Below are 24,974 nucleotides of genomic sequence, written 5' to 3' on the forward strand. Positions count from 1 at the left end.
GTTGTTATGTGGTTAACCCGAATTAGTGTGAAATATCCTGTTTTCACCATCATGATGATGTTTTGTCTGATGGTGTTAGGACTTGCTTCTTGGCAACGTATGGGCGTTGAGGAGTTTCCTGATGTCGACTTCCCTTTTGTTGTAGTCTACACCAACTATCCGGGTGCTTCTCCTGAGTCTGTCGAATCTGAAATCACTAAGAAACTTGAAGATCAGATCAATACGATTTCAGGCCTCAAGCAAGTCATTTCACAGTCCAGTGAAGGTTTATCCACGGTTATTGTCGAATTTAATCTAGATGTCTCGTCCTCTGTAGCTGCACAGGATATTCGAGATAAAATTGCACCAGTAACCGCACAATTTCGTGATGAAATTGATGACCCGATTGTAGAACGCTACGACCCTACTGCCAGTGCGATTATGTCGATTGTTTTTGAATCGAAGGACATGTCTTTACGTGATTTGAGTTCCTATCTGAATCAACGGATTGTGCCACAGCTTAGAACGGTTCCCGGTGTTGGTACGGTCAATTTATTGGGCGATGCGCAGCGTCAAATTCGGATACAAGTAAATCCACAAAAATTACAAAGTTTCGGGATTGGGATAGACCAAGTTATAAACACCCTAAAATCTGAAAATATTGAAGTTCCGGGGGGGACTTTAAAACAAAAGAACTCAGAATTGGTGGTCGAAATTAAATCTCGGGTTATTCACCCAAATTCTTTCGGAGATTTAGTGGTTGCCAATAAAAATGGCGCGCCGATTTATCTCAAACAAATTGCTGAAATCGAAGATAGCCAAGCTGAAATGGAGTCGAGTGCCTATCTGAATGGTAAAACAGCCGTCGCTGTCGACATTCTGAGAAGTTCGGACTCTAATGTAATTGAGGTGGTTGATAATACCCGTAAAACCTTAAGTAAAATCCAACAGCAATTGCCGCAAGGCACGACCGCAGAAATTGTGGTTGATTCTTCAAAAGGTATTCGTGGCAGCATTAAAGACGTGGCACGTACGATTATTGAAGGTGCAGTACTTGCGGTACTCATTGTTTTGTTATTTCTCGGCTCATTTCGTTCGACAGCCATTACAGGTTTAACCCTACCGATTTCGCTACTGGGCACCCTCACCTTTGTTTGGATTTTTGGTTTTACCATTAACATGATGACCCTACTGGCTCTCTCACTAAGTATCGGTCTCCTGATTGATGATGCCATTGTGGTTCGTGAAAATATTGTCCGCCATGCCGATATGGGCAAGGACCACGTCACCGCTGCACTCGACGGCACGAAAGAAATTGGTTTAGCCGTATTGGCCACAACATTGACCATTGTCGCAGTATTTTTACCTGTGGCATTTATGGGCGGCATTATTGGGCGTTTCTTCTATCAATTCGGTGTAACCGTCAGTACCGCTGTACTGATTTCGATGTTTGTAAGTTTCACCCTTGACCCGATGTTGTCTGCTCACTGGGCAGAGCGCCACGATCCAAATAAAAAGCCGGGTAAAATCAAACGTTTTTTTAACTGGATTTCGGGCAAGCTCGACAACCTAAGCCATCATTATGAAAAATTACTCAAGCTTGCTTTAAAATTTAGGCTCATTACCCTTTTAATCGCCGTCGCGTCTTTATTTGGTGCATTAGGTTTATCCAAAATGATCGGAACTGAATTTGTACCCGTACCAGACAAAGGTGAAATTCGGATCAAATTTGAAACACCAGTTGATGCAACCCTTGAATATTCGCAGGCTAAGCTTAAGCAAGTAGATCGTATCATTCGCCAACATCCAGAAGTCAAAGCCACTTATGGTGCAATTAATAGTGCCACTGATCGGGGTAAAAACCATGCTAGCATTCGTGTCACTGTTTCACCACGTACGGAGCGTAGTCAAACCTTAACGGATCTCAACAATGAATTCCGTACCCGCTTAAAACATGTAGCAGGTATTACCATTACCTCGATTGCTTCAGCTGATGAAACAGTATCTGGCGGCCAAAAGCCGGTTATGATCTCGATTAAAGGACCAGACTTAGATGAGTTACAACGCATTTCTGACCGATTCATGAAAGAAATTTCGAAAGTCGACGGTATTGTCGACTTAGAAAGCTCACTCAAAGAACCTAAACCGACATTAGGTGTACATATCAATCGCGTTTTAGCCAGTGATTTAGGTTTATCCGTCAATCAAATCGCCAATGTTTTACGCCCTCTTCTTGCTGGTGATAATGTAACAACGTGGAAGGATGATAAAGGCGAAACCTATGATGTAAATTTAAGACTCACTGAAGATCAGCGTCGACTGCCAACTGACATTCAAAGCATGTACATCACATCACAAAAAACCGATGCTGCAGGCTTACCTATTTTAGTTCCATTGGCAAGTGTGGCAAGCTTTGAAGAAACACTTGGTGCTTCACAAATTAACCGTCGTGATCTGGCACGTGAAGTGATGGTTGAAGCCAACACAGCAGGACGTCCTGCGGGTGATATTGGTGCCGAAATCAATGAGATAGAGAAAAACTTCGACTTGCCACCAGGTTATAGTTTTGTCACGCAAGGTGCCAATAAAGATATGGCTGAGTCTGCGGGTTATGCAATGACAGCGATTACCCTCTCTATTGTATTTATTTATATTGTTTTGGGTTCACAATTTAATAGCTTCATTCACCCTGCAGCCATTATGGCTTCATTACCCTTATCATTGATTGGGGTTTTCTTAGCCCTATTCTTATTTAATTCAACCATGAACCTCTTTTCCATTATCGGGATTATTATGCTCATGGGCTTGGTGACAAAGAACGCAATTCTACTCATCGACTTTATTAAAAAAGCCATGGACCATGGTGTAGATCGTTATGAAGCGATTATTGAAGCAGGTAAAACCCGTTTACGTCCCATTTTAATGACTACCAGTGCAATGGTAATGGGTATGGTTCCGCTTGCACTTGGTTTAGGTGAAGGCGGTGAACAAAGTGCACCAATGGCACATGCCGTGATTGGCGGGGTGATTACCTCTACCCTACTAACACTTGTGGTTGTGCCGGTGATTTTTACCTATTTGGATGATTTCCGAAACTTCCTTGCACGTCAGGCCAAAAAAATCATGTCATAATGACAAAATCTAAAATGAGGTGACTTTGGAAAATGTTCACCTCATTTTTTATTGTATACTCTCCACTTTAACGCTTAATTTTTTAGGACAGTTTCCATGCGCGCGAGTCGCTTTTTATTTGCAACGTTAAGAGAAACCCCAAACGATGCTGAAGTTATTTCACATCAGCTTATGCTTCGTGCCGGGATGATTCGTAAATTGGCTTCAGGTTTATACACTTGGCTGCCGATGGGCGTTCGCGTATTAAATAAAGTTGAAGCGATTATCCGCGAAGAGATGGATCGTGCTGGTTCACTTCAAGTCCTGATGCCTGTCACTCAACCCGCATCTTTATGGGAAGAATCAGGTCGTTTCGTACAATATGGTCCAGAACTTTTACGTTTTAAAGACCGTCATAACAATGACTTTGTACTTGGCCCTACACATGAAGAAGTGATTACAGATCTTGCTCGCAATGAATTGAAAAGCTATAAGCAATTGCCTGCAAACTTCTACCAAGTACAAACCAAATTCCGTGACGAAATCCGTCCTCGTTTCGGTGTGATGCGTTCACGTGAATTCATCATGAAAGATGCCTATTCTTTCCATGTTGACCAAGCTTCTTTACAAGAAACCTATGACAAGATGTATGCAGCTTATTGCAAAATTTTCACGCGTTTAGGTTTAAATTTCCGTCCAGTTCAAGCGGATACAGGTTCAATTGGTGGTTCGGGTTCACACGAATTCCACGTCCTTGCTTCTAGCGGTGAAGATGATATCGCATTCTCTACAGAGTCAGATTATGCTGCTAACGTAGAAATGGCGGAAGCAGTATTAGTAGGTGAACGTGCTGCCCCGACTAAAGCACTTGAGATTATTGATACACCAAATCAAAAAACCATTGCTGAGGTTTCTCAATTCCTTAAATCAGACCCTACTCAATCTGTCAAAGCATTATTGGTTCAAGGTGTTGCTGAAGAAGGTAAAGCTGCACCAGTGGTTGCCTTATTCCTACGTGGTGACCATGAACTGAATGAAATTAAAGCAGAAAAACACCCATTAATTGCTGCTCCTTTAACTTTTGCAACTGAAGCACAATTAGCTGACTTAGGCTTAACTGCTGGTTTCTGTGGCCCTCAAGGCTTAACCGAAAAAGGCATTACCGTTATTGTTGACCGTGCAGCGTCTGTACTTTCAGACTTTGTTGCTGGTGCAAACCAAGTCGATAAACATGCTGTAGGTGTAAACTGGGAACGTGATGCACAATACACCGAAGTTTATGACCTTCGTAATGTTGTTGAAGGTGACCCTTCTCCAGATGGTCAAGGTACAATCTTGATTAAACGTGGTATCGAAGTTGGTCATATCTTCCAGTTGGGTCAAAAATACTCTGAAGCGCTTGGCTGTAAAGTTTTAGGTGAAGATGGCAAACCTCTCGTTGTGACTATGGGTTGCTACGGTATTGGTGTAACCCGTGTTGTTGCTTCTGCGATTGAACAAAACTTCGATGACAAAGGGATTATTTGGCCGTCTGCAATTGCTCCTTTCGAAGTTGCTATTGTGCCCATGAATGCACATAAGTCACCGCGTACAATGGAAGCTGCTGAAGCACTGTATGCAGAATTAACTGCTGCTGGTTATGATGTGCTTCTTGATGATCGTAATGAACGTCCGGGTGTTAAATTCTCTGATATCGAGTTAACAGGTATTCCACACCGTATTGTCATTGGCGAGAAAGGTTTGGATGCTGGTACATTTGAGTACAAAGGTCGCCGTGATGAAGAATCAAGCAACTTAAGTAAAGAAGACCTTTTAGCGAAAATTGCAAAATAATTTGCGCTAAACATAAAAAATCCCGCTAAGTGCGGGATTTTTTTATATGAAATATTTTAAGCCTTAACAGAATTTCAGACCGCCGAAGCAGTTAGAACGAAACTCCTGTCCAGACAGTTTTAAATTGGTTAATGGGAAATCAATTAATGACGGGTTTTTAATCTCTTTAACATCCAAAGAAGAACCTGCAACACAACCAAAGAGTAAATCTCCACAGTTACGAACATTGGTACTTAGGTCATGGTTAATTCCGGCGATCGTTTGTTTCAATACTTCATCCGTAATCGCCACTTTATCTGATGGTGTAATACTGCCCAAATCGACTTCATCTTCCATCGCCAGCCACCACCCTCTTTCTGCTGCGACTGCAGCACCAGGCCAGAGTATTTTTTGAGCTTGTAAAGATAGCGAAGCAGGGTTATTTAGATAAAGTGCGTGAATCAAACCTAAACTTTGATTTACCGTAATATCGGTTTTTAGCCCAGTAAGATACCCCGTCACATCTTTATTCAAATTAATGTTTAAACCGAGTAAAGAGATTTGAGCTTCTAATGGACCACTAAAATCTAGACGATCAACAGTTCCTGTACCCTTTAACTGTACATCTGTCATTCGATTCCCACTTACAACAGTGGCTGGAATCGTAAAAGGAGCCGTGGTTGATTTTAAATTAAAAGAATAATTATCTGATTTGTAGTGAAGCGGTAGATCAACTTCAGCACCAAATAATGTCCCCTTAACAGCCCCTTCAATGTATTGCTGCGTAGAAGCATAGTCCATCACACGCTCGGCAGTTGTTGCAACACCCGCAGACGCTTTTGTTTTCATATAACCACTAAAGGTATTGATACCATTGGGTGTATTGCTATTTTCTGTACCTAATGTCATTAATCCAGAAATTTTTTCAGCACTCAAACGAAAGCCCATCACTTCACGTGTTGCCGCTGATTTCGGATCTTTAATTGCAATTTCGATAAAAGGATTGGTCAGCAAAGCTGAAGTTGCCGCACGTTCATCCGACGTATAATTGCTATTTGCAGGCAAGCCACTCAGTGAAATATGATCAATATCAATATCACAAGCACCTGAGCCATTTGCACCACCACAACCCAATTGGAGCTTTTTAATATTGGCATTGAGCTCCATTTCAGCTTCCAAACCAAGTTTATAAAAGCCAACTTTGGATTGGTCAACGGCTTGTCCACTCTCATCCACAGAATTATACCCCTGCGTATATTCCATGGAGAGTAAAGCTTGACCATCAACTTTTGATAAGCTTTCATCATCTAAAGCCATCATTGCATGAGATAAGCTACTCATCGCAAATGTCGAGAATATCAAACCTCTGATTAACTTCTTTTTCATAACAAATTCCCTGTTCGTTATTTTATTTATTTGTTATTGATTTAATTTTACTAGCGTGGAGTAATCCCCATCGTACTTCGCATTGTTCCACCGGTTAGGGCAATATCCGCCATCTTTTGCATATTGCCATTTGTTAACATCGAAACTTCTGCACGAAACGCTTTAGACATATTATTGGTTGGATTGAATTTTACCTGATTATCAAACTCTACCGAATCTTGTTTCATTTTAATTCGAGCATCAAAGCCTAGATCGCCCTGCATTTTATTAATATTGATACTTGAAGCTGAAACGACACCGCTGGCATTTACATCTTCATTCATCAAACTTAAATAGCTTCCCATAACTTTTTGATCTTTCTTTTCAGCATCAGTTAATGCTTTAAATTCAAAGCTTCCACGGAAAGACAAATAGTTATTTTCTGCACTGTCATTTAGACCCGGCACTATAAATAGCTCACCCTTACCATCGAGTTTAAACGCAATATTCGTCAACACATCATCACGTTTAGAGAAATTATCTAAAGGTACTGTAGTCCCACATTTGGCAGAAGCTGTAGTCGCACAGTTATAGGTTGAACCCGGAAGTTGACCAATCGCTAACTCGGCATTGGCTGCAATCAATAAATTATCTGCACGTACATAGATGCCATCATTTTCATAACCAATCACACCATCAGATTGAATAAGTGCATTGATGTTTCTTAAGCCTGCATAATAATTGACTTCTTGACCATTAATACCTTTTTTACCATCAATCAAAATAATGGATGTTGTACTTGGTGTTCCTGTTTTTTTATCAACACCATAACCATCTGTGCTCATTACAAGGTTATAGCCAATACCTGATTTTTCAGCCGCATTTTTATAACTGTATTTTTTCTCTGATAATGCAACGTTGGCATTCATATTATAAATCGGGATACCAATCCCCCAACTGTTGTCATTACTTGCAATTGCAGCAATTGAGTTATCCGAAATAAATCGTGCGGTACGCGCGATGGACTGAAAATCCATACCACGAATCGCCACAAGTGCAAAATTTCCACCCGCCGTTTGATTTGACAGATTCTGGGTTAAAACATTATTGGTTAAACCTAATGTCGCTTTTAATTTATCATTTACCAGAAAATCAAGGCTTTTTGCTTGAATGGTATTGATATAAATATCGCCAAAATCAATATATGCATTTTTATCAGCAACTAAAGACGTTAAATTAGAAAATTCAATGGAATAACTACCAATACCCGTATGGCCAATTTCTAAGGTTGTCGGTGCTTGACCTGCAACAAGACTCGGATCATCTTTTGAAGTGAAATCCGCGCGCACACCTAAATGTAAACCACCTGAACCAACGGACTCATATCCTGAAGCTTTCGTTGCTAGACCAAAATCTTTAATTCCTTCTTGATTGGCATTTAAGGCAACTCGTGCATTAGTGACAGCACCCGATGCTCCCATACGAATTAAATTGCGCTGTGCACCACCATCGGTACCGTATCGTAAATCGATATTAACGCCGGGGTTTGTGGCATCGCTACGTGAGCTATGTACATCTGAAGTATCTTTTACCCGCCCCAAATTGACCGCATGGTCTTTGCTCCCTGTGGATTTTGTGGTGAGAACAATGCCTTCATCAGCTGCGACATACATATAACCTGAACCAGCAAAGTTAAAGTTAAAGTCCTTTAAGGTTACGCTATGTCCATTCATACCATGACTAATACTGGCATTTTGCAATTGAAATTCCATATACGCCGTATCATTACGGTTAAATAGACCATTGCTGGTTTCAAGTAATACTTTTAAAGGTGAAGATGTTGCAATCGTAAGTGAACCTAAATTTTGTGTAGGCGTTTGGCACGTTGCACCTTGACACAGCAACATAATATTTTGTGCAACAGCCGTAAAAGGGCTGACACTCGCAGCTATACGCATGCCTACACCAGCATCCGTAGTCCCAACATCAAAATCTAATTTTGATGTAATGGTGCTTTGCCCAACGCCATCTATTTGTACATTGTGCAAACCCATTTTCATCTTATTTTGGTCAGTTGGGTCAACCCAATTTAACTGATCAACTTTGACTCTAGAAACTTCATGGGTAATCGAAATACCATCTTGGCCAGTAACTGCACCCAAGCTTTCATCGGTCATCGCTTCAAAAGCATATGCATGTTGAGCAAGTAAAATACTGGTTGCGAGTGCCGTTAAAGTTGTTATTTTTCTCATCACAATATCCTTATATTCAGTCACAGCTGATTAACAGCGACCTGCACCATTTCCAGTGCAGTTAAAACTGAAGATGTTTAACTTTCCACTCATGTGCATGTTGCCATGCACATTAACACCCATAAATCCTTGTTCTGAACCACGATCAAAATCAGGCACTGCTAAAGTTGAAGTTGTTCCATCAGCTTTCTTTTCGGTATAGGTCGTATAAGTACTGGTATTTTCATAACCTTCCTTACCTGTCGTCCCTGTTTCCACCGCCAACGTAGCAAAACCTAAATTTCTAATTTTTAATGGCTTATCATCATAAAATGTCAACTGCATAGCCGTTTGTGGATTGCCTTCACGATTGATAATCGTCACACCATCTAGTGAAAATTGATCGATCTGTAACGTTCCTTGAAACTGTTTAAACACCAACCATTTCTTATTACCATTTGCATCCACATGATTATTGGGCGCAAGTGCTAAGCGACAAAACTCATTGGATGAACATTGATATCCATAAAAAGCTTGAGTCGTTTTTCCATTCGCATCCATGATAGAAATGTTGTTTTTCGACATATCATTGGCGTATTGATGGTTTAATGAAAGTGTCCAACTGAGATCAGCACCGCCTTGACCGGTTGCAGCAGTGAGTTCGGTATTATCCATAGACACTAAGCCTGCATGAGTTTGTGTCAGTGCAGCACAAACAACAGCGCATAAAATTTTATACATTTAATTTCTCCTACAGCCCTGTTGTTCTTATTTTTAAGTGCTGAATCAATACGCCATCTATGGCAACAGATCCTAAATTCGTGCTTTGTCCATTGACACCTTTAAAGACCACACCTGTCGCCGTATCCGTACTTTTTGCATTCAGCAGATTACCAGGCAAGCGCTCTACTGTACCGATTGCAATACTACTATGTGTTGCATTACGCCCTTGATATAGTGCTGTCGCATCTGAAGAGTTTGCTTTTAACTCCGTACCACAACTATAGACGTTACAGGTTGAACCTTTAAAGTCAGCAGCGGTTAAACCCGATGTACCTGTGGTATTTCCAGCGATATCTGTATAGTAAGTATAAATTTTACTGTATATAGAAGGCACGTTAGGAATACGTGTTACTTCCAAAATAATATTTCGACCTTCCGATCCCACAATAAAGGGTTGATACATATTGCCTAAAACTAAATTGATGTTTGGGCTATATAAATATAGACCTTCCGTTTCATGGAAAATCGGAGCGACAGAACGATCCATAGCGGGTGTCGCTGCAGTACCATCATCCAGTTCGGAGCGTGCAGCTGTACTGATACGCATACCGCGAGCATCCAAATCACCGTCATTGATACTCAGTGACTCAGCACGATCATTGGTATTAATACGAATTAAACTGGCTAAACCTAAAGTTTGGTTATAGTTGGTATTTGTTGATTTTAGGGTTTGAAAAATTCGAACTTGTGAACCATTAAAACTCAAACCATTCGCAACAATTTGAGTACGTAAACGATAGTCTTTATCTAAGCCACTGGTCGGCGCACCGGTAATCGGATCGACGACATTACTTGAATTTAAAGACCGTGAAAATACATCCATCCACAAACCAAGCTTGATGTTGTTAGATGCATCATCTGCCGCAATTTTCTTTAATGGTGCCTCAATCGCTAAGTAACCAACATTCCCCTTATTATCTTTCGCAAATTGTTCAACATCTTGATTCCCCGCATGGAAAAGCCATGGGTTTTCTGCTGTACCCCAATTAAATCCTTGGTCTGTATAGCGCGTTGCTAATGAACTTTTGCCATTTTTATCTTTGCTATTGGACAGGGCTAAGCCATATATAAATACATCTGCTTTCGATCTGAGACTCGATACGGTCGCAGTCGAAGCAATTTGTTTTGCTGTAATCTCAGCATTTTTCTTCACGGTTGCTAATGCTGCATCGCTTGCCTTTTGAGCTTCAAGCTTGGCATAGTCCGTTGCCAACTGATTGAGGGTTTCTGCAGCTTTGGCATTTAACTGAGCATCTTTTGTTGTATCAATAATATTTGAACGTGTAATTTTTCCTGAGACATAATTTTTATAAAATGTCGAAGTGGTCGGTAAATTACCCGTACTATTGTTACCGTATAGTAACTCAATCATTTCATAGGTATTTTTTAAAGCGGCAGCTTGAGACTTTTCTTTTAAGAACGGTGTAATTGATTCTTTCGTTGTGCCATCGTTTTCAAAAGATAAGCCAGCCGATGAACCATCATAATAATCTGCATAACGCTGATCGTAATATGCCTTCATCGTTGGTGATTCAAGATAAGACTGTACTAATCGGCCACGATATTCTGTTGAATATGTTGCGATGGTTTCATTGGTTACTCGTGTAGCATTATTGGTCTCATAAGTGCTTTTAGAACTTATAAAAGTTGAGTCATAAACACCGTTATAGCCCGTAACTCGGCCTTGCTGATAAGCATCAACATAAGCTGCTTTGTAGATTTTATCGTAAGCACGCTGCCCTAATTGTTCATAGTTTTCACCTGTAGGAATAATCCGAATAAAACCTGTATCGTTTTTCCCAGGATCAACCATACCAGACGCATAACTAGAAGCCGTAGAACGGTCATTTGGCCCTTGAAAGACCATTTTGAAATTCTCTAAAGTGAGTGCAACACCTTCACCAGTTGTGGCTGAAAGTGCTTCATCTGATAAATCTTGAAGCGCATAAACAGATGGTGCAGCAAAAATGCTGACTGCGGCTGCTAAGCAACTCTGGCGGAATAACTTAGCCTGGGTGAATTGAGTCATCTCGACCTTCCTTTTATCAGATGCTCTGCATCTCTCTTATATTTATTCCTGAGAACTGGCTTTGATGTTATTGTCCATTTATTCCTTAAATGGAGACTTGTGATAGACCAGTCACTTAACTTTTTATTATGCTGAATAATTACTCAATTGCAAAAACTTCCCCACCGAATGGTCTATTTTCCGATGAATGACCCAACAAAAAAGCGGGCTAATTCGCCCGCTTTTTTAAACTCAATCCGAAGGATTAAGCTTTCGGTAATGTCACACCGGTTTGACCTTGGTATTTACCACCACGGTCTTTATAAGAGGTTTCACACACTTCATCTGATTCGAAGAACAACATTTGTGCGACACCTTCACCCGCGTATATACGTGCAGGTAAGTTGGTTGTATTCGAAAATTCTAAAGTCACGTGACCTTCCCACTCTGGTTCAAGAGGCGTCACATTGACAATAATACCGCAGCGCGCATAGGTTGATTTACCTAAACAAACGGTTAACACATTACGTGGAATACGGAAATATTCGACTGTCCGTGCTAGTGCAAACGAGTTCGGCGGAATGATACAAACGTCCGATTCGATATCAATAAAGCTTTTATCGTCAAAGTTTTTAGGGTCAACAATTGCTGAATGAACATTGGTAAAGACTTTAAATTCACGAGCACAGCGCACGTCATAACCATAGCTCGACACGCCATACGAAATAAGCTTTTCGCCATTTTCATCATAACGGACTTGGTTTTCTGCATACGGTTCAATCATGCCGTGTTTTTCGCTCATTTCGCGAATCCAACGATCAGACTTAATAGCCATTTATCTCTATCCAAAAACTTAAATCAATTATTGCGTGGTACTTTAACTGAAATCCGACTTAATGAAAATAAGCTTTGCCGAACTAAGCGGATTTAGTCATTTTCAAATCAATTTAAAGTTTTAAAATCGCAGAATAACTCAGTGGTATCGAAAAACTAACCAAGACTAGCGATGCTGTTCGTTGTAAATTGGCTTGATTGAGCCAACTAATTTTATTCGATGCCAAAACTGAACCAAGGAAGGTCCAAAAAAATGCAATAGGAACGATCAACAACAAAAAGATCAGCATGTGAGCTACATAATACTGCGCATTTTGCCAAGCCAACGCAGGGAAAATCGCAGATGCAAATAATAATGCTTTGGGGTTTAATAAAGTCGCAACAAAGAGTTCGCGTGCACGAATGCCCTTTTGATTAAAATTTTCAGCAACAGTTGCTGTACGCCATAATCGCATAGCCAAAAATAGAATATAGCCAGCACTAAACAGTTTTAAAATGGTCGGCAGTAAAGGCAGATGTACGGAAATTTTACCAATGAGAAAACCCCATAGGCTAATCGAAATAAGATAACCAAAGGCTTCCGCTGGAATGAGTCGGAATGATTTACGTAGCCCAACTTGAATACCCGAAGATGCGAGTAAGGTATTGGTTGGTCCTGGCGTTAACAAAATACTGATAACTAGACCAATAAAAAACCATGAAATCATACTTTGACCTCAAACTTAATCCGCGAAGATTAATTCAGTTGTTTCGTATTAGCAAAATAAAAAATAGAAACGCTTATAAAAAACTCCTTATTTAATTATAAATTCAGTAACTTAAATAGAAAAACAAAACCTTAGCTGAACAGTCATTCAGAGCATCTTACAATTCAAAGAAATATCTTGAACTTATATTTATTAATAGAAATTTCACATGATTCCATGTATACCCTACAGTTTTTACACGTAACAAAATATTATTAAAATAAACGATATAGCTCCATGCCATTCTTACGCATAACCATTATTTATTGGAGACTAAAAAATCAAAAAAAAATACTTTTCAAAAATAATTGATTAAGTTATGTTCAATTGAGTAGTGGAAATTAAAATTAAAGCTCATCAAATCAATATTCAAAATTTATGTGTAAAAGGACGTTTCTATGAACCAATGGACAAAACTCACGTTACTCTCGGTTACTTTGGCGTGTATTACTGCTTGCTCAAATGATCAATCTACTTCAAAAAATACCACGGAAGGAAAAAGCGCAGAAACTGCTACATCTGACAAACTTCAAACCAAGTTCGTAACCATTGCAACTGGTGGGGCATCAGGACCTTACAATGTGATTGGGACAAGTCTTGCAGAAATTTATAACAAAACCTTTGGTGTAAATTCTAAGACTCAAACTACAGGTGCATCCGTCGAAAACTTAAACCTTCTGAAACAGAATAAAGTTGAAATGGCATTTGTTATGAGTGACAGCTTAACAGAAGCACTGAACGGAACAGGAAGTTTCGCAAATGGTAAAGTTGAGAATGTCAGCCAAGTCGCAGCGCTTTATCCAAACTACGTACAAATCGTAACCTCTAAAAAATCAGGGATCAAAAATATCGAAGATTTGAAAGGTAAACGTATCGCTGTAGGTGCACAAAATTCAGGTGTAGAAGTAAATGCACGTACACTGTTGAATGGTTTTGGAATCACCTATAAAGATATTAAAGTTGATTATTTAGGCTATGCTGAAGCCGCTGATGCTTTAAAAGGTGGCAAGCTTGATGCAGCATTCCTGACTAGTGGCATTCCAAATTCATCACTCATGGAACTTCAACAAAGCTTTGATCTACAGTTAGTTTCAATCAATGCAGATAAAGTCAAAGAAATAGCTAAAGATCAAAGTTATTTCTTACCGATGATTATTCCAAAAGGCACATATGGCAATACTGCGGACATTCAAACTGCCGCAATTAAAAATGCATTAGTTGTTCGCACAGATATATCGGATGATGATGTCTACAAACTAACAAAAACTTTCTTTGACAGTTTGCCTCAATTGGCAACTTCACACCAAGCAGCAACAGAAATCACGCTTGAAGGTGCTCAACAAGGCCTTGTAGCGCCTCTACATCCAGGCGCGAAACGCTACTATGATGAAGTGGCTAAAAAATAATAAGCTTCAAAAAAATGCAGTTTATACTGCATTTTTTATATTGTTCTTCTTAATCTATGCTAGCTATCCAACACTGTATACGCAGGTTAGAGTTGAAACTGATATATGCAAAATTTCAACTGATCAATTTGATTTACAGTGGAAGCATTCAGTAGAAAAGACGGCTTGGTCTGAACAATATCAGCGTCAAAAGAATAAGTTTTTACTGCGCCACACCGATTTGATTTCATTTGGTGCAGGTACACCCTCAAATTATCCCATTGAGTTTCAAAAAAATGGTGTGATTAGAATGCGGGTCAATCAAAATATAGATGAAATCAACTGGGTGATTTCTAGAAATATGCAAGGCACGATCCTCGCTGACCAAAAAATTTGGTCTATTTTTCAAAGTTACCCAGACTATAGTTTGGTCAACATCTCGGTTCAATATCAACCCAAATGGAAGTCTTGGTGGATTGGAGAATGCCTATGAATTCCAAAGAAGATAAAGTTGTATTAGAACAACTCGATGAGAAACAACAACAAGCCATATTAGAAAAATTTGATCGGGAATCTGTTACTCGAATCAATATGAGCAAATCTGTTACCTACTTTGTTGCATTTGTAGCGATCTTTTATTCATTATTTCATTTATTTATTACGTTTAATCCTTTACCTGAGTTAATACAGCGTGCAGCCCATGTCGCTATTGGCCTAGCACTCATTTTTTTACTCTATCCAGCTCGTCAAACAAGCTCCCGACAGCATATTTCACTTCTCGATTGGTTCTTGGCTTTGCTTTCCATCTTCAGTTTTTTATATTTATGGAAAGAATATCAATCTATTATGACCACTCGAGGTGGTATTCCAAATACCTTAGATATCGCGTTTGCAATTATGAGTGTGGTATTAGTCATAGAAGCAACTCGCCGGGTCATGGGGTGGATGTTGCCCATTTTAAGTTTAATTTTCCTGACCTATACATTTATCAGTCACTTTGATTGGATGCCAGATCGATTACTTACTCGCCCTTATACAATCAGCGACATTTTCGGACATATGTATTTAAAAACCGAAGGCTTATATTCTTCGGCAATTGGTGCATCCGTCACCTTTATTTTCTTATTTATCCTTTTTGGTGCTTTTCTTGCAAAATCAGGTATGGGGAAATTATTCAATGATCTTGCCATGGCGCTGGCTGGACATAAACAAGGTGGGCCTGCCAAAGTTGCTGTAATTTCAAGTGGATTTATGGGCAGTATTAATGGCACTGCTGTTGCCAATGTTGTTGGTACAGGCTCATTTACTATTCCATTGATGAAAAAGATTGGTTATCACAAGAATTTTGCTGGTGCCGTTGAAGCCAGTGCATCCGTTGGTGGACAAATTTTGCCACCAGTCATGGGTGCGAGTGCCTTCATTATGGCCGAAACAACTGGCGTGAGTTATGGCACAATTGCACTAGCCGCCTTATTACCTGCTTTATTGTATTACCTTGGCGTCATGGCTCAAGTTCATTTCCGTGCGGGTAAAGATGATCTGAAAGGCGTACCTAAAGCTGATTTACCAAAAGTAAAAGAAGTTCTAAAAGAGCGTGGACATTTACTTATTCCAATTTTGGCACTGGTCTTTTTCTTATTTCAAAATATTCCTGTGAGCTATGCTGCTGTCTACACCATCGTCCTGACCATCTTTGTAGCAGCTATAAGAAAATCAACACGAATGGGCGTAAAAGATATTTTAGATGCGCTCGTTGATGGAGCCAAACAATCATTATCTGTGATGGCTGCTTGTGCTGTCGTTGGTATTATTATCGGCGTAGTAAGTCTGACAAGTTTTGGTTCAGTAATGACTTCTTCAATTATGAGTTTAGGTGCAGGTAGTCTCTTTCTAACTTTATTTTTGACCATGATTGCATCGATGATTTTAGGCATGGGGCTTCCATCTATTCCGGCCTATATCATTACTGCCACTATGGCAGCACCAGCACTCGCAAACTTTGATATTCCTGTATTAGTCGCGCATATGTTTGTGTTCTATTTTGGTTTATTTGCAAACATCACCCCACCAGTTGCCCTTGCCGCCTTTGCTGGTGCAGGAATTGCAGGCGGTGATCCAATGCGCACTGGGTTTCAGGCCTTAAAACTCTCTCTTGCTGGTTTTATTGTTCCATTTTTATTCGTTTATAACCCTGCCATGCTGATGATTGATACCACCAATGTTGCAGTCAATGCTCGAGAATTTGCCTTTCCAGCATGGACAACTATAGCGAGTATTACTGTCACTTCAGTGATAGGAATTCTCGCTTTAGGCTCCGCAGTTGAAGGTTATTTCAAGACCTATCTCAACTGGTTTTGGCGTATTTTTTTAGGTGTGGGTGCGCTGTGTATGATTATTCCCGAAACCTTTACAGATATTGTAGGCATTTTCATGGTCATCATCGCAATTACGGTGAATATTATCACTGCTAAACGTAAAGCAAACCCGTCTCTTTCCTCCTAAAAAACCAATTATAAAGCCCGGTAATTACCGGGTTTTTTAATTTCTTAGACTAGGGCGTACCCTCATTTGATGGATGGATTTTAATGACTCCAAATAATATTTAAAATAATTTGTTCCCCTATATTTTTTCAATGCTAAGCCCCTTGTAACAGAGGACATTTGGCAAAAAATCTAAGACACAATGCGTTTGTACAGTTACTGCCGTTCCAAGAATTGATCCTAGCCAAAATAATAGAAATATCGTGAAAGCTATTTTGTAAAAACTAAGTACAAACGCGACATCCTTTGATATGCCTCAAGAATTTTATCCTTGGCAGACGGCTTATAATCGCAGGAAAAATAAGAAATTGTGCAAATCGTTTTTTAGATGTGTAATTCATAGACATCGTTGAATGTCTAAAGTTCAGTACTCATAATTTTCAAACACTCCCAATACCACGTTATAAAAAATCTGGCACGAGGCCAGATTTAATGCGAGCAACTTAAATTTCAGTTAACCCTTAGAAAATACGGTTTTTATCTTTTTCAGCTTGAGGCAATGCATCTGCAATTTTTTGCGCAATTGCCATATAGCTTTCAGCAGCATCATCACCAGCAATCACAGACGGTTTCCCTGCATCGGCATTTTCACGAATTTGTACGTTCAGCGGTAAACGGCCTAAGAGTGGAATGTCGTATTGGGCTGAAAGTTGGTCACCACCACCTGTGCCAAAGATTTGCTCTTCATGCCCACAGTTCGAACAAATATGGGTCGACATATTTTCAACCACGCCCATCACGGGAATGTGTACACGATTAAACAACTCAATGCCTTTGGTCGCATCCATTAATGCAACGTTTTGTGGTGTCGTCACAATCACAGCACCTGTCACCGGTATACGCTGTGCAAGCGTCAACTGAATATCACCTGTGCCTGGTGGCATATCAATGACCAATACATCCAGATCAGGCCATAAAGTTTGGTTAAAGAGCTGCATTAAAGCCCCTGTCGCTTTCGGCCCACGCCAAGCCACTGGCGTATTGTTATCACCTGTTAAGTGACCAATTGAAAGCACAGCCATACCATATGCTTCGATAGGAACAAATTGCTCAGCTTCAATCATCGGCGTGCGGCCTGCATTGCCGAGCATCGTTGGAATACTTGGACCATAGATGTCTGCATCTAATACCCCAACTTTTAAACCCAGCTGTTGTAATGCAAGCGCCAAATTCACAGTGGTGGTCGATTTACCCACACCGCCTTTACCAGATGACACCAAAATGACATTTTTAATGCGTGGGTGTTTCGGTACATCACGTTGTTGTGGAGCGGCTTTTTGAATCGGTGGGTTATTCGGATCAACTTCGGCAGGTGCTTCGGGTGTTTTCGCAGACGCATCCACAACTGGAGGTAACTGACTTTTTGCTGCTGAACTCTCAGCTTTTTCTTGGCTAGAACAGCTTTCGCCTTCTGCATGATGATGACCACAACCACCTTCAGATTTATGCCCTGTTTTTTGTTGAATCACATGCATATTCAGTTCGTTAATGCCGCATTTTTCCAACGCATCAGCCAAATCATCATGGATTTTTTGCAAGTCATCGGCTTCTGAAGGAAAGGTATTAATCGTGATCTGTAAGATCTGACCTTGCACATTCACCTGAGTAATACGGTCTTTTAAGGCATTATTTGAATTGGGAAGTACATAGTTTTGTAAAACCTGTTGGATTTCCTCTTCTTTCACCTCTTGGGAGGGTGAAAACACAGATTTTAGAGAAGAAAGCCACGACATTATGTTGTCTCCAAACAGGAACATCAAAAGATAATAGCGATAGTTTACCTGTTCATCTGCCCCAGAGTAAGAGGGAGATGAATGACTTATCCCTATAAGCTTATAAAGTTGAGTAATTTAGTCAGCTTTCAAACAAGTTTTCAAGCGTGCACCACTTAAAATGCCCGTGTAGTTGATCTATGCGGCTAAACCAAAGCCATAAAATTTTAAATTGATTACATATCAACCATACTTTTACAGCGTAATTTCAGTTTATATTTCAATCGTTTCAACAGAATAATCATAGCGATGGATGTGCAATCTAAAGGCACATTTTGTGCTTTTAATTTTAAAAATGGGGGAAAACTATGTATCAGCAGACTATCTATAAGAAGAATATTTATAAAACGACTTTATGTGCCTTGATGCTCTTGACTTCAGCAGCCTATGCAGAAATTGCGACTGAAGCCATTCAAACACCTGACCGACAAACTGTGGCGATTGGTGATAGCCTCGATCTCATGCGCTCGCGTATGCAAGCTTCTCCGATGAAAATGGTGTCCTATCCGCTGCAAGAGAAAAATCAGCCTGCAAAATTGGCGGTAGATTACACCTATGAAATTGCCAATATGCGCTACGTAATTACCGTAGTCGATGATCAAGTCAAAAATATTAAGACTGAAAATTTGGATGGATTAAAACAATAAAACCTAAAAAAGCCGCTCTTGATAGAACGGCTTTTTTCATCAAACCTAATTAAGCTTGGTCATCTTTTTTAAACTTATGCAGTGTGTCAGTGGCTTTCTTTTTTAACTCGTCAAATTTCACTGTCGCCTGCACTTTTAGTTCATCAAATTTTTCCACAGCCTCATGTTTCAGTTCGGCTGCTTTGACTTTTGCTTCATCAAATTTATGACTCGCTTCTGCTTTTAACTGCTCTAGACGATCTTTGGTTTCTGCATGCTGTTCTGCATGTTCATGTTTCGCATCATTTAAGGCTTTTTCACCCTCAAGCTTGAGCTCTTCAACTTTATGCTTTGTACCATCGAGTGCTTTTTCACCTTCAAGTTGCGCCTCTTTGGCTTTGAGCTTTAGATCATCACCCAACTCTGATGCTTTATTTTTTAAATCATTTAATGTGTTTTCTGTTGTCATCTCGCTCACCCTGTTCTCAGTTATTGTCTAACAATAGTTATAACGCGATTTGAAGCAGATACCTGAATTAGACGCATTTAGAAACAATTCAACCACAGGAAAACGCCATGTGATTGCCTATTTTCACAATGGTTTAATGCAAATATGTATGGTCGATTTTACTCGAAGCTTTTAATTTTAAAGGGTGATGTTATGCAAAGAGACCAACGCCATTCCGATGCATTGATCTCTTGAAATTAAACTTATTTGCTGACCGTACTCATAAAGCTCACTGCGGAAAACAGCCAAATAAACAGGATGAAACTCCGTCCCTGATTAAAATGTGCGACATCGGTACCATGCAAAATATTATGGCGCGTCATCGCTACTGTTGAACTGCTATCCATTTGATAGGCTGCCAATTCGGCAAAATACGGATTCAACTCATTAGCAATTTTAGATTTGTGCCACAGGCTTTTAATTTCGCTGCCTTTAAGCCCCGGTACAATTTTATAGACATCGACAAACTTGGTACCGCTCTGCTTTAAAAAGCCCGTTTGAATCAGTACATCCGTTAAAATGCCTTCTAACTGTGCATACAAGACAGGGATACAACCGGCATGGAAGTTCAGCTTATACAGTTTAAAAGCTTCAAGTAGAACCAAACGACGTTGCGCTTTATTTTCACCAATCTCTAAGGCATCAAAGGCTTTCAACATTTCTGTCTGAAAAAACTCGGTGTTAATCGCATCGAGTAAATGAAACTGTTTTTGATCTTCATGTTGATGCAGCAATTGCCAAAAATACAATAAATTTAAAGCATCATTCGCTACTTTCATTTCTACAGGCTGATCTAGTTCATCGGCCAAAATATCGAAATAAGGCTCATCTTGTGCCAAATGACGCAGGGTTTGAATCAGTAAGGCATGCTCATCTGCAGAAATCTGTTCTAAATATTGCTGCGCATCTTTAATAATGTGATGCCCCAATTTATGACGCTGTTCATTTTGAGGAATACGAGTGATTGGCTGATCGTCTTCATAGTCATCTTCATACATGGGCTTGTTACTCTTAGGCATCACAGTTATGCCCTATTATCACTGTAATTGTGTCAGCAATATAGATTTTTTTACTTTTGCAAAGATTTCACCTATTCCCTTGTGCAAGTACTGGCTATCTCATGTAAAATTACAGCCCATTGCATAAATACGAATGAGAGAGTCATATCCGTGCGTAATATTTTAGTTACTAACGCCCTTCCATACGCGAATGGCCCAATTCATATGGGTCATTTACTCGGTTATATCCAAGCTGATATTTGGGTTCGTGCCATGCGTGCAATGGGTCATAACGTGACTTATGTATGTGCGGATGATGCTCACGGCACAGCGATTATGCTACGTGCGGAAGCCAATGGTATTTCGCCTGAACAGCAAATTGCCAATGTGCAAAAAGAACATGAACGTGACTTTGCTGGCTTTAGAGTTGACTTTGACCATTACGACTCAACTAATAGCCCTGAAAACCAAGCACGTGCTTCTGAGATTTATATCAAAAACCGTGAAGCGGGCAACATTGCAGTACGCCCTGTGACGCAATTGTTTGACCCTGAAAAAGCAATGTTCTTGTCGGATCGTTTCATTAAAGGTACATGCCCGAAATGTAAAGCGGAAGACCAATACGGCGACTCATGTGAAGTGTGCGGTACAACCTACAACGCAACTGAGTTACTCAATCCAAAATCGACTTTGAGCGGTGCGACACCTGTAGAAAAATCTTCAGATCACTACTTCTTTAAACTGCCAAACTTTGGTGAATACCTGCAAAAATGGACACGAGACGAAGGCCGTCTGCCTGTGTCAATTGCCAATAAACTTGATGAATGGTTTGAAGCAGGTTTATCTGATTGGGATATCTCCCGTGATGCGCCTTACTTCGGTTTTGAAATTCCAGATGCGCCAAACAAATACTTCTACGTTTGGGTAGATGCGCCAATCGGCTACATGTCTAGCTTTGAAAACTACATCAAAACTAAACGTCCTGATTTGAGCTTTGACGATTACTGGAAAAAAGATTCTAAAAATGAGGTGTATCACTTCATTGGTAAAGACATCGTTTACTTCCACGCTTTGTTCTGGCCTGCAATGCTTGAAGGTGCAAACTACCGTACCCCAACAAGCTTATTCGTCAACGGTTTCTTGACTGTAAACGGTCAAAAGATGTCTAAATCTCGCGGTACGTTCATTAAAGCGGAAACGTATCTTGAGCATTTGAACCCTGAATACTTACGTTACTACTTCGCATCTAAGCTTTCTGACAAAGTTGAAGATTCTGACTTGAACCTTGATGATTTCGTTCAAAAAGTGAATTCAGACCTTGTTGGTAAAGTGGTCAACATCGCAAGCCGTTGTGCGAAGTTTATCAATACGAAATTTGATAACAAACTTTCTGCAACTTGTGCTGAGCCTGAGTTAGTTCAAAGCTTTATTGATGCAGGTGCATCAATCGCTGCTCAATATGAAGCACGTGAATTCTCAGCGGCAATCCGTGAAATCATGGCGCTTGCTGACAAAGCCAACCAATATATCGACGAGAAAAAGCCTTGGGCTTTAGCGAAAATTGAAGGCGAAGAACAACAAGTTCATGACGTATGTTCTGTCGGCATCAACTTGTTCCGTCAATTGGCTGTGTATCTTGCACCAGTACTTCCTACATTGGCAGCAGAAGTTCAAAGCTTCTTAAAATTAGAATCTTTCGACTTTGCTTCAGGCAAAACGATTTTAGTAGATCATCAAATTGCTCAATTCCAACCATTGATGCAACGTGTAGACCCGAAAGCAGTTGCTGCTATGGTCGATGCGTCTAAAGATTCTTTAGCTGCTCCTGCGGAAGCACCAAAAGCGGAAAAGAAAAAAGAGAAAGCCAAAGAGAAGAAACCTGAACCTAAAGTTGGCGAAGCTGAAATCATCGGCATTGAAGACTTTATGAAAGTTGACTTACGTGTAGCGGAAGTTTTAGAAGCAGCTCATGTTGAAGGTTCAGACAAACTGCTTCAATTGACTTTAAATGTCGGCGAAGCTGAGCCACGTAACGTGTTTAGCGGTATTCGTGAGTTCTACCAACCTGAAGACCTTAAAGGTAAACTGGTGGTGATGGTGGCTAACCTTGCACCACGTAAGATGCGTTTTGGTATTTCTAACGGTATGGTTTTAGCTGCGGGTAATGGTGAAGGTGTTTGGGTGATTTCACCTGAAACTGGTGCTAAACCGGGTGATAAAGTGTCTTAAGATTTAAGTCTTAGATAGGAAAAGCCTCTACTTTGTAGGGGCTTTTTTATGCCTTTAGTTTCCCTCTCCTTTTAGGAGATGAGAAGCGCTGCTTCGCAAGGGAGAGGTGTTTTATGAATCAATTTTTATATGGTTAGAAATATATATCTTTGGTTTTAAATCAAAAAACTCTACTCTTTTTTTCCATGAATCCACAGCTAATAAAAACTGTATCGAGTTTATTTCAATTAAAGATGAAACAGGCTGCTCTAAAACAAGCCATAATGCAGCTGACTCAAGTTTATCTTCAAAAGGAATAACTCTTTGTTTGATAAGTTCTACAGCCCCTTTCGACTGTTCTATATTATAAATTAGATCTTGAGGTTTTCCTGAAATTTTAACTGAAATTATTTCATTATCCTTATATAAATCAGCAACTTCAAACTTATAATTACGCCCTTTACTAGATAAGGATTGTATTGCTTCTAATTGCCTATCAAGCAATTTATAGCCATTGTTAAGACTAAGTTTCTCATTAAAATAGTATTCACGGTACGTTATTTCATTACCTAAATTTACTCCATTTCTGATTTGGGTTTCTTTATTTTTTTTCCAAGTTAAATAATCACTTTCAATTAAATCCTGTTCAAATATTAGTGTTATTTGTTCTAAAGATTTTTTTAAATATGCTTTGAAAGTTTCGTTGAATTTAAACCATTTTCCACATTTTAGAAAATATTGAGCATCTTCATATGAGGTGTAGAAATCTAAAATTTCTTTTAGTGGTTGTGTGAAACGACCACTACCTTCTATTTTAAATTTCACGTACAAATCATCAATACTTTGAAGATTATGTTCTTTAATAAAACTAGAAATCATAGAAATATCAAATGAATTGCCAAGTTCAAGTTTTGCAAGTTGCTTACGCTCTTTCTTGTAAATTAATTCGTAGTTATATTCATTAAATCGAAAAGAAATATTAATTCCAGCCACATGTATTTCTTCAAGACAGATAGATACATTTTCTTGTAAAGAATCTATAATTTCGGCATCTAATTGGGTTATTAAATTTTGATCTATAACTGGTTCTAATTTAGGTAGTTTTATTATTTCTTCAGTACCTAAAGTATCAGAAATTTCATTTAGAATTTGTGCCAAATCACTAGGAGACTTATCTACATTTAACTGTACTGAATCAGCAAAAATAATATTTTTATCTCCCCATATTTCAGAGTTGGAAGCTTTAATTTTTAGATGCTCAACTGACTCCCCTGATTCATAGCTATTTATATTAAAGTTCTCATAGGATGAAACTTCATGTCTTTTCGTACCTGTAAAGTATCTACTTTTTTTAAGAATGGTAGTTTGTTCATTACCCATTCTTACAGCTAGGCTGATCCCAAAATTTGGCTCAATAAATTTTGCAAGATAAAAGTGAGATTTCCCTAAACTCACAGCATATATTTCTTGAAGGTTGTCTTCATTTTTACAAATCAACAATCCAAAATGGAAAATATTTTTTGGCGAATTATTTTGAGAAATCAAAAAATCCTTGTATGTTTCGTGCCACCAAACATCATTACCTTCAACTTTTTCTGAAAAATAAAAAGTCATTTCATAGTTATCGTAAATTTGAGTCTTTTGCTCTACTAGACCTACTGACTCGAGTTTTTCGAGTAATCCCTTCATTTCAGAAAATTTTAATTTATATATATTGTATGTATTGATCATTTTTTCATCTAATTATGTTAATTATTAATCCTATAAATTTGTACAAAAAATGTAAAGTTTTTTTATCAATACTTTTTTTTAGCAAAGATAATCTATTTTAAAGTCCTTAAATAAATGCCATAAACAAGAAAAATCCCTTTAAAACTTATAACAATCCTAAGAAAACTTTATAACCAATATTTTTAGTAATTACCCTAAGCTACTTTCAGTAAACTCTCCCCTTACGAAGCAGTGCTTCTCATACCCTAAAAGGAGAGGGAATTCATTGTAAATTTAAATATAAATCCAATAAAAAAGCCTCTATTCGTAGAGGCTTTTTGGGGGAGCTAAGTTCAA

General features: G+C 39.2%; 17 protein-coding genes. 7 read left to right on the forward strand and 10 right to left on the reverse strand.

The features are described from left to right. Positions 1-6: 6 nt before the first annotated feature. Complete coding sequence (locus AC25JC_RS08395; RefSeq protein WP_486923845.1) at positions 7-3,111, forward strand: efflux RND transporter permease subunit; 3,105 nt, start codon at positions 7-9, stop codon at positions 3,109-3,111. 96 nt (positions 3,112-3,207) lie between these two features. Then, a complete protein-coding gene (locus AC25JC_RS08400) occupies positions 3,208-4,923 on the forward strand; it encodes a proline--tRNA ligase (protein ID WP_180114726.1) in 1,716 nt (571 codons plus the stop codon). 63 nt (positions 4,924-4,986) lie between these two features. On the opposite strand, the gene AC25JC_RS08405 is transcribed toward AC25JC_RS08400, so the two are convergent. From AC25JC_RS08405 to AC25JC_RS08430, 6 genes are all read right to left on the reverse strand, one after another. Continuing rightward, positions 4,987-6,288, reverse strand: a complete 1,302-nt coding sequence (locus AC25JC_RS08405; protein ID WP_111884918.1) for a hypothetical protein — start codon at positions 6,286-6,288, stop codon at positions 4,987-4,989. Positions 6,289-6,338: 50 nt separating this feature from the next. After that, positions 6,339-8,519: a DUF6160 family protein gene (locus AC25JC_RS08410; RefSeq protein WP_486923846.1), complete on the reverse strand. Its 2,181-nt coding sequence runs from the start codon at positions 8,517-8,519 to the stop codon at positions 6,339-6,341. Between the two features lie 30 nt (positions 8,520-8,549). Next, positions 8,550-9,239 carry a hypothetical protein gene (locus tag AC25JC_RS08415; protein WP_067764582.1) on the reverse strand — a complete coding sequence of 230 codons (690 nt, stop codon included), beginning with the start codon at positions 9,237-9,239 and terminating at the stop codon, positions 8,550-8,552. A 10-nt stretch (positions 9,240-9,249) separates the two neighbouring features. Next, positions 9,250-11,310, reverse strand: a complete 2,061-nt coding sequence (locus tag AC25JC_RS08420; protein ID WP_486923847.1) for a hypothetical protein — start codon at positions 11,308-11,310, stop codon at positions 9,250-9,252. 244 nt (positions 11,311-11,554) lie between these two features. Further along, on the reverse strand, positions 11,555-12,124 hold the full coding sequence (gene dcd, locus AC25JC_RS08425; RefSeq protein ID WP_005008040.1) for a dCTP deaminase: 570 nt from the start codon (positions 12,122-12,124) through the stop codon (positions 11,555-11,557). 112 nt (positions 12,125-12,236) lie between these two features. Beyond that, a complete protein-coding gene (locus tag AC25JC_RS08430; RefSeq protein WP_078192265.1) occupies positions 12,237-12,830 on the reverse strand; it encodes a LysE family translocator in 594 nt (197 codons plus the stop codon). 437 nt (positions 12,831-13,267) lie between these two features. On the opposite strand from AC25JC_RS08430, the gene AC25JC_RS08435 reads away from it, so the two are divergent. From AC25JC_RS08435 to AC25JC_RS08445, 3 genes are read left to right on the forward strand one after another with little or no spacing between them, the layout of a single operon-like run. Further along, entirely contained in the window at positions 13,268-14,275 is a 1,008-nt protein-coding gene (locus tag AC25JC_RS08435) for a TAXI family TRAP transporter solute-binding subunit (RefSeq protein WP_168379308.1), read from the forward strand. Next, on the forward strand, positions 14,253-14,747 hold the full coding sequence (locus AC25JC_RS08440) for a DUF1850 domain-containing protein (RefSeq protein WP_227591861.1): 495 nt from the start codon (positions 14,253-14,255) through the stop codon (positions 14,745-14,747). The genes AC25JC_RS08435 and AC25JC_RS08440 overlap by 23 nt, the downstream gene beginning before the upstream one ends. Next, positions 14,744-16,756: a TRAP transporter permease gene (locus AC25JC_RS08445; RefSeq protein WP_486923848.1), complete on the forward strand. Its 2,013-nt coding sequence runs from the start codon at positions 14,744-14,746 to the stop codon at positions 16,754-16,756. Before AC25JC_RS08440 ends, AC25JC_RS08445 begins: the two co-directional genes overlap by 4 nt. A 500-nt stretch (positions 16,757-17,256) precedes the next feature. On the opposite strand, the gene apbC is transcribed toward AC25JC_RS08445, so the two are convergent. Then, on the reverse strand, positions 17,257-18,528 hold the full coding sequence (gene apbC, locus AC25JC_RS08450) for an iron-sulfur cluster carrier protein ApbC (protein ID WP_180034518.1): 1,272 nt from the start codon (positions 18,526-18,528) through the stop codon (positions 17,257-17,259). Positions 18,529-18,875: 347 nt separating this feature from the next. Between apbC and AC25JC_RS08455 the strand changes: the two genes are divergently transcribed. Then, positions 18,876-19,214: a hypothetical protein gene (locus AC25JC_RS08455; protein WP_486923849.1), complete on the forward strand. Its 339-nt coding sequence runs from the start codon at positions 18,876-18,878 to the stop codon at positions 19,212-19,214. Positions 19,215-19,263: 49 nt separating this feature from the next. Here AC25JC_RS08455 and AC25JC_RS08460 read toward each other — a convergent pair whose 3' ends face one another. After that, positions 19,264-19,662, reverse strand: a complete 399-nt coding sequence (locus AC25JC_RS08460; RefSeq protein WP_180114713.1) for a hypothetical protein — start codon at positions 19,660-19,662, stop codon at positions 19,264-19,266. Positions 19,663-19,904: 242 nt separating this feature from the next. Further along, on the reverse strand, positions 19,905-20,699 hold the full coding sequence (locus AC25JC_RS08465) for a hypothetical protein (protein ID WP_180114859.1): 795 nt from the start codon (positions 20,697-20,699) through the stop codon (positions 19,905-19,907). A 171-nt stretch (positions 20,700-20,870) separates the two neighbouring features. Between AC25JC_RS08465 and metG the strand changes: the two genes are divergently transcribed. Beyond that, positions 20,871-22,928: a methionine--tRNA ligase gene (gene metG, locus AC25JC_RS08470; protein WP_180114711.1), complete on the forward strand. Its 2,058-nt coding sequence runs from the start codon at positions 20,871-20,873 to the stop codon at positions 22,926-22,928. A 111-nt stretch (positions 22,929-23,039) separates the two neighbouring features. Here the strand turns inward: metG and AC25JC_RS08475 are convergent, their stop codons facing one another. Further along, complete coding sequence (locus AC25JC_RS08475; protein ID WP_180114709.1) at positions 23,040-24,638, reverse strand: DUF6119 family protein; 1,599 nt, start codon at positions 24,636-24,638, stop codon at positions 23,040-23,042. Positions 24,639-24,974 lie beyond the last annotated feature (336 nt).

Source organism: Acinetobacter sp. P37 (genome assembly GCF_057480965.1).

Coding starts and splice junctions, on each gene's coding strand:
- AC25JC_RS08395 (WP_486923845.1), top strand. CDS start 7: ATGTGGTTAACCCGAATTAGTGTGAAATATCCTGTTTTCACCATCATG.
- AC25JC_RS08400 (WP_180114726.1), top strand. CDS start 3,208: ATGCGCGCGAGTCGCTTTTTATTTGCAACGTTAAGAGAAACCCCAAAC.
- AC25JC_RS08405 (WP_111884918.1), bottom strand. CDS start 6,288: ATGAAAAAGAAGTTAATCAGAGGTTTGATATTCTCGACATTTGCGATG.
- AC25JC_RS08410 (WP_486923846.1), bottom strand. CDS start 8,519: ATGAGAAAAATAACAACTTTAACGGCACTCGCAACCAGTATTTTACTT.
- AC25JC_RS08415 (WP_067764582.1), bottom strand. CDS start 9,239: ATGTATAAAATTTTATGCGCTGTTGTTTGTGCTGCACTGACACAAACT.
- AC25JC_RS08420 (WP_486923847.1), bottom strand. CDS start 11,310: ATGACTCAATTCACCCAGGCTAAGTTATTCCGCCAGAGTTGCTTAGCA.
- dcd (WP_005008040.1), bottom strand. CDS start 12,124: ATGGCTATTAAGTCTGATCGTTGGATTCGCGAAATGAGCGAAAAACAC.
- AC25JC_RS08430 (WP_078192265.1), bottom strand. CDS start 12,830: ATGATTTCATGGTTTTTTATTGGTCTAGTTATCAGTATTTTGTTAACG.
- AC25JC_RS08435 (WP_168379308.1), top strand. CDS start 13,268: ATGAACCAATGGACAAAACTCACGTTACTCTCGGTTACTTTGGCGTGT.
- AC25JC_RS08440 (WP_227591861.1), top strand. CDS start 14,253: ATGATGAAGTGGCTAAAAAATAATAAGCTTCAAAAAAATGCAGTTTAT.
- AC25JC_RS08445 (WP_486923848.1), top strand. CDS start 14,744: ATGAATTCCAAAGAAGATAAAGTTGTATTAGAACAACTCGATGAGAAA.
- apbC (WP_180034518.1), bottom strand. CDS start 18,528: ATGTCGTGGCTTTCTTCTCTAAAATCTGTGTTTTCACCCTCCCAAGAG.
- AC25JC_RS08455 (WP_486923849.1), top strand. CDS start 18,876: ATGTATCAGCAGACTATCTATAAGAAGAATATTTATAAAACGACTTTA.
- AC25JC_RS08460 (WP_180114713.1), bottom strand. CDS start 19,662: ATGACAACAGAAAACACATTAAATGATTTAAAAAATAAAGCATCAGAG.
- AC25JC_RS08465 (WP_180114859.1), bottom strand. CDS start 20,699: ATGTATGAAGATGACTATGAAGACGATCAGCCAATCACTCGTATTCCT.
- AC25JC_RS08475 (WP_180114709.1), bottom strand. CDS start 24,638: ATGATCAATACATACAATATATATAAATTAAAATTTTCTGAAATGAAG.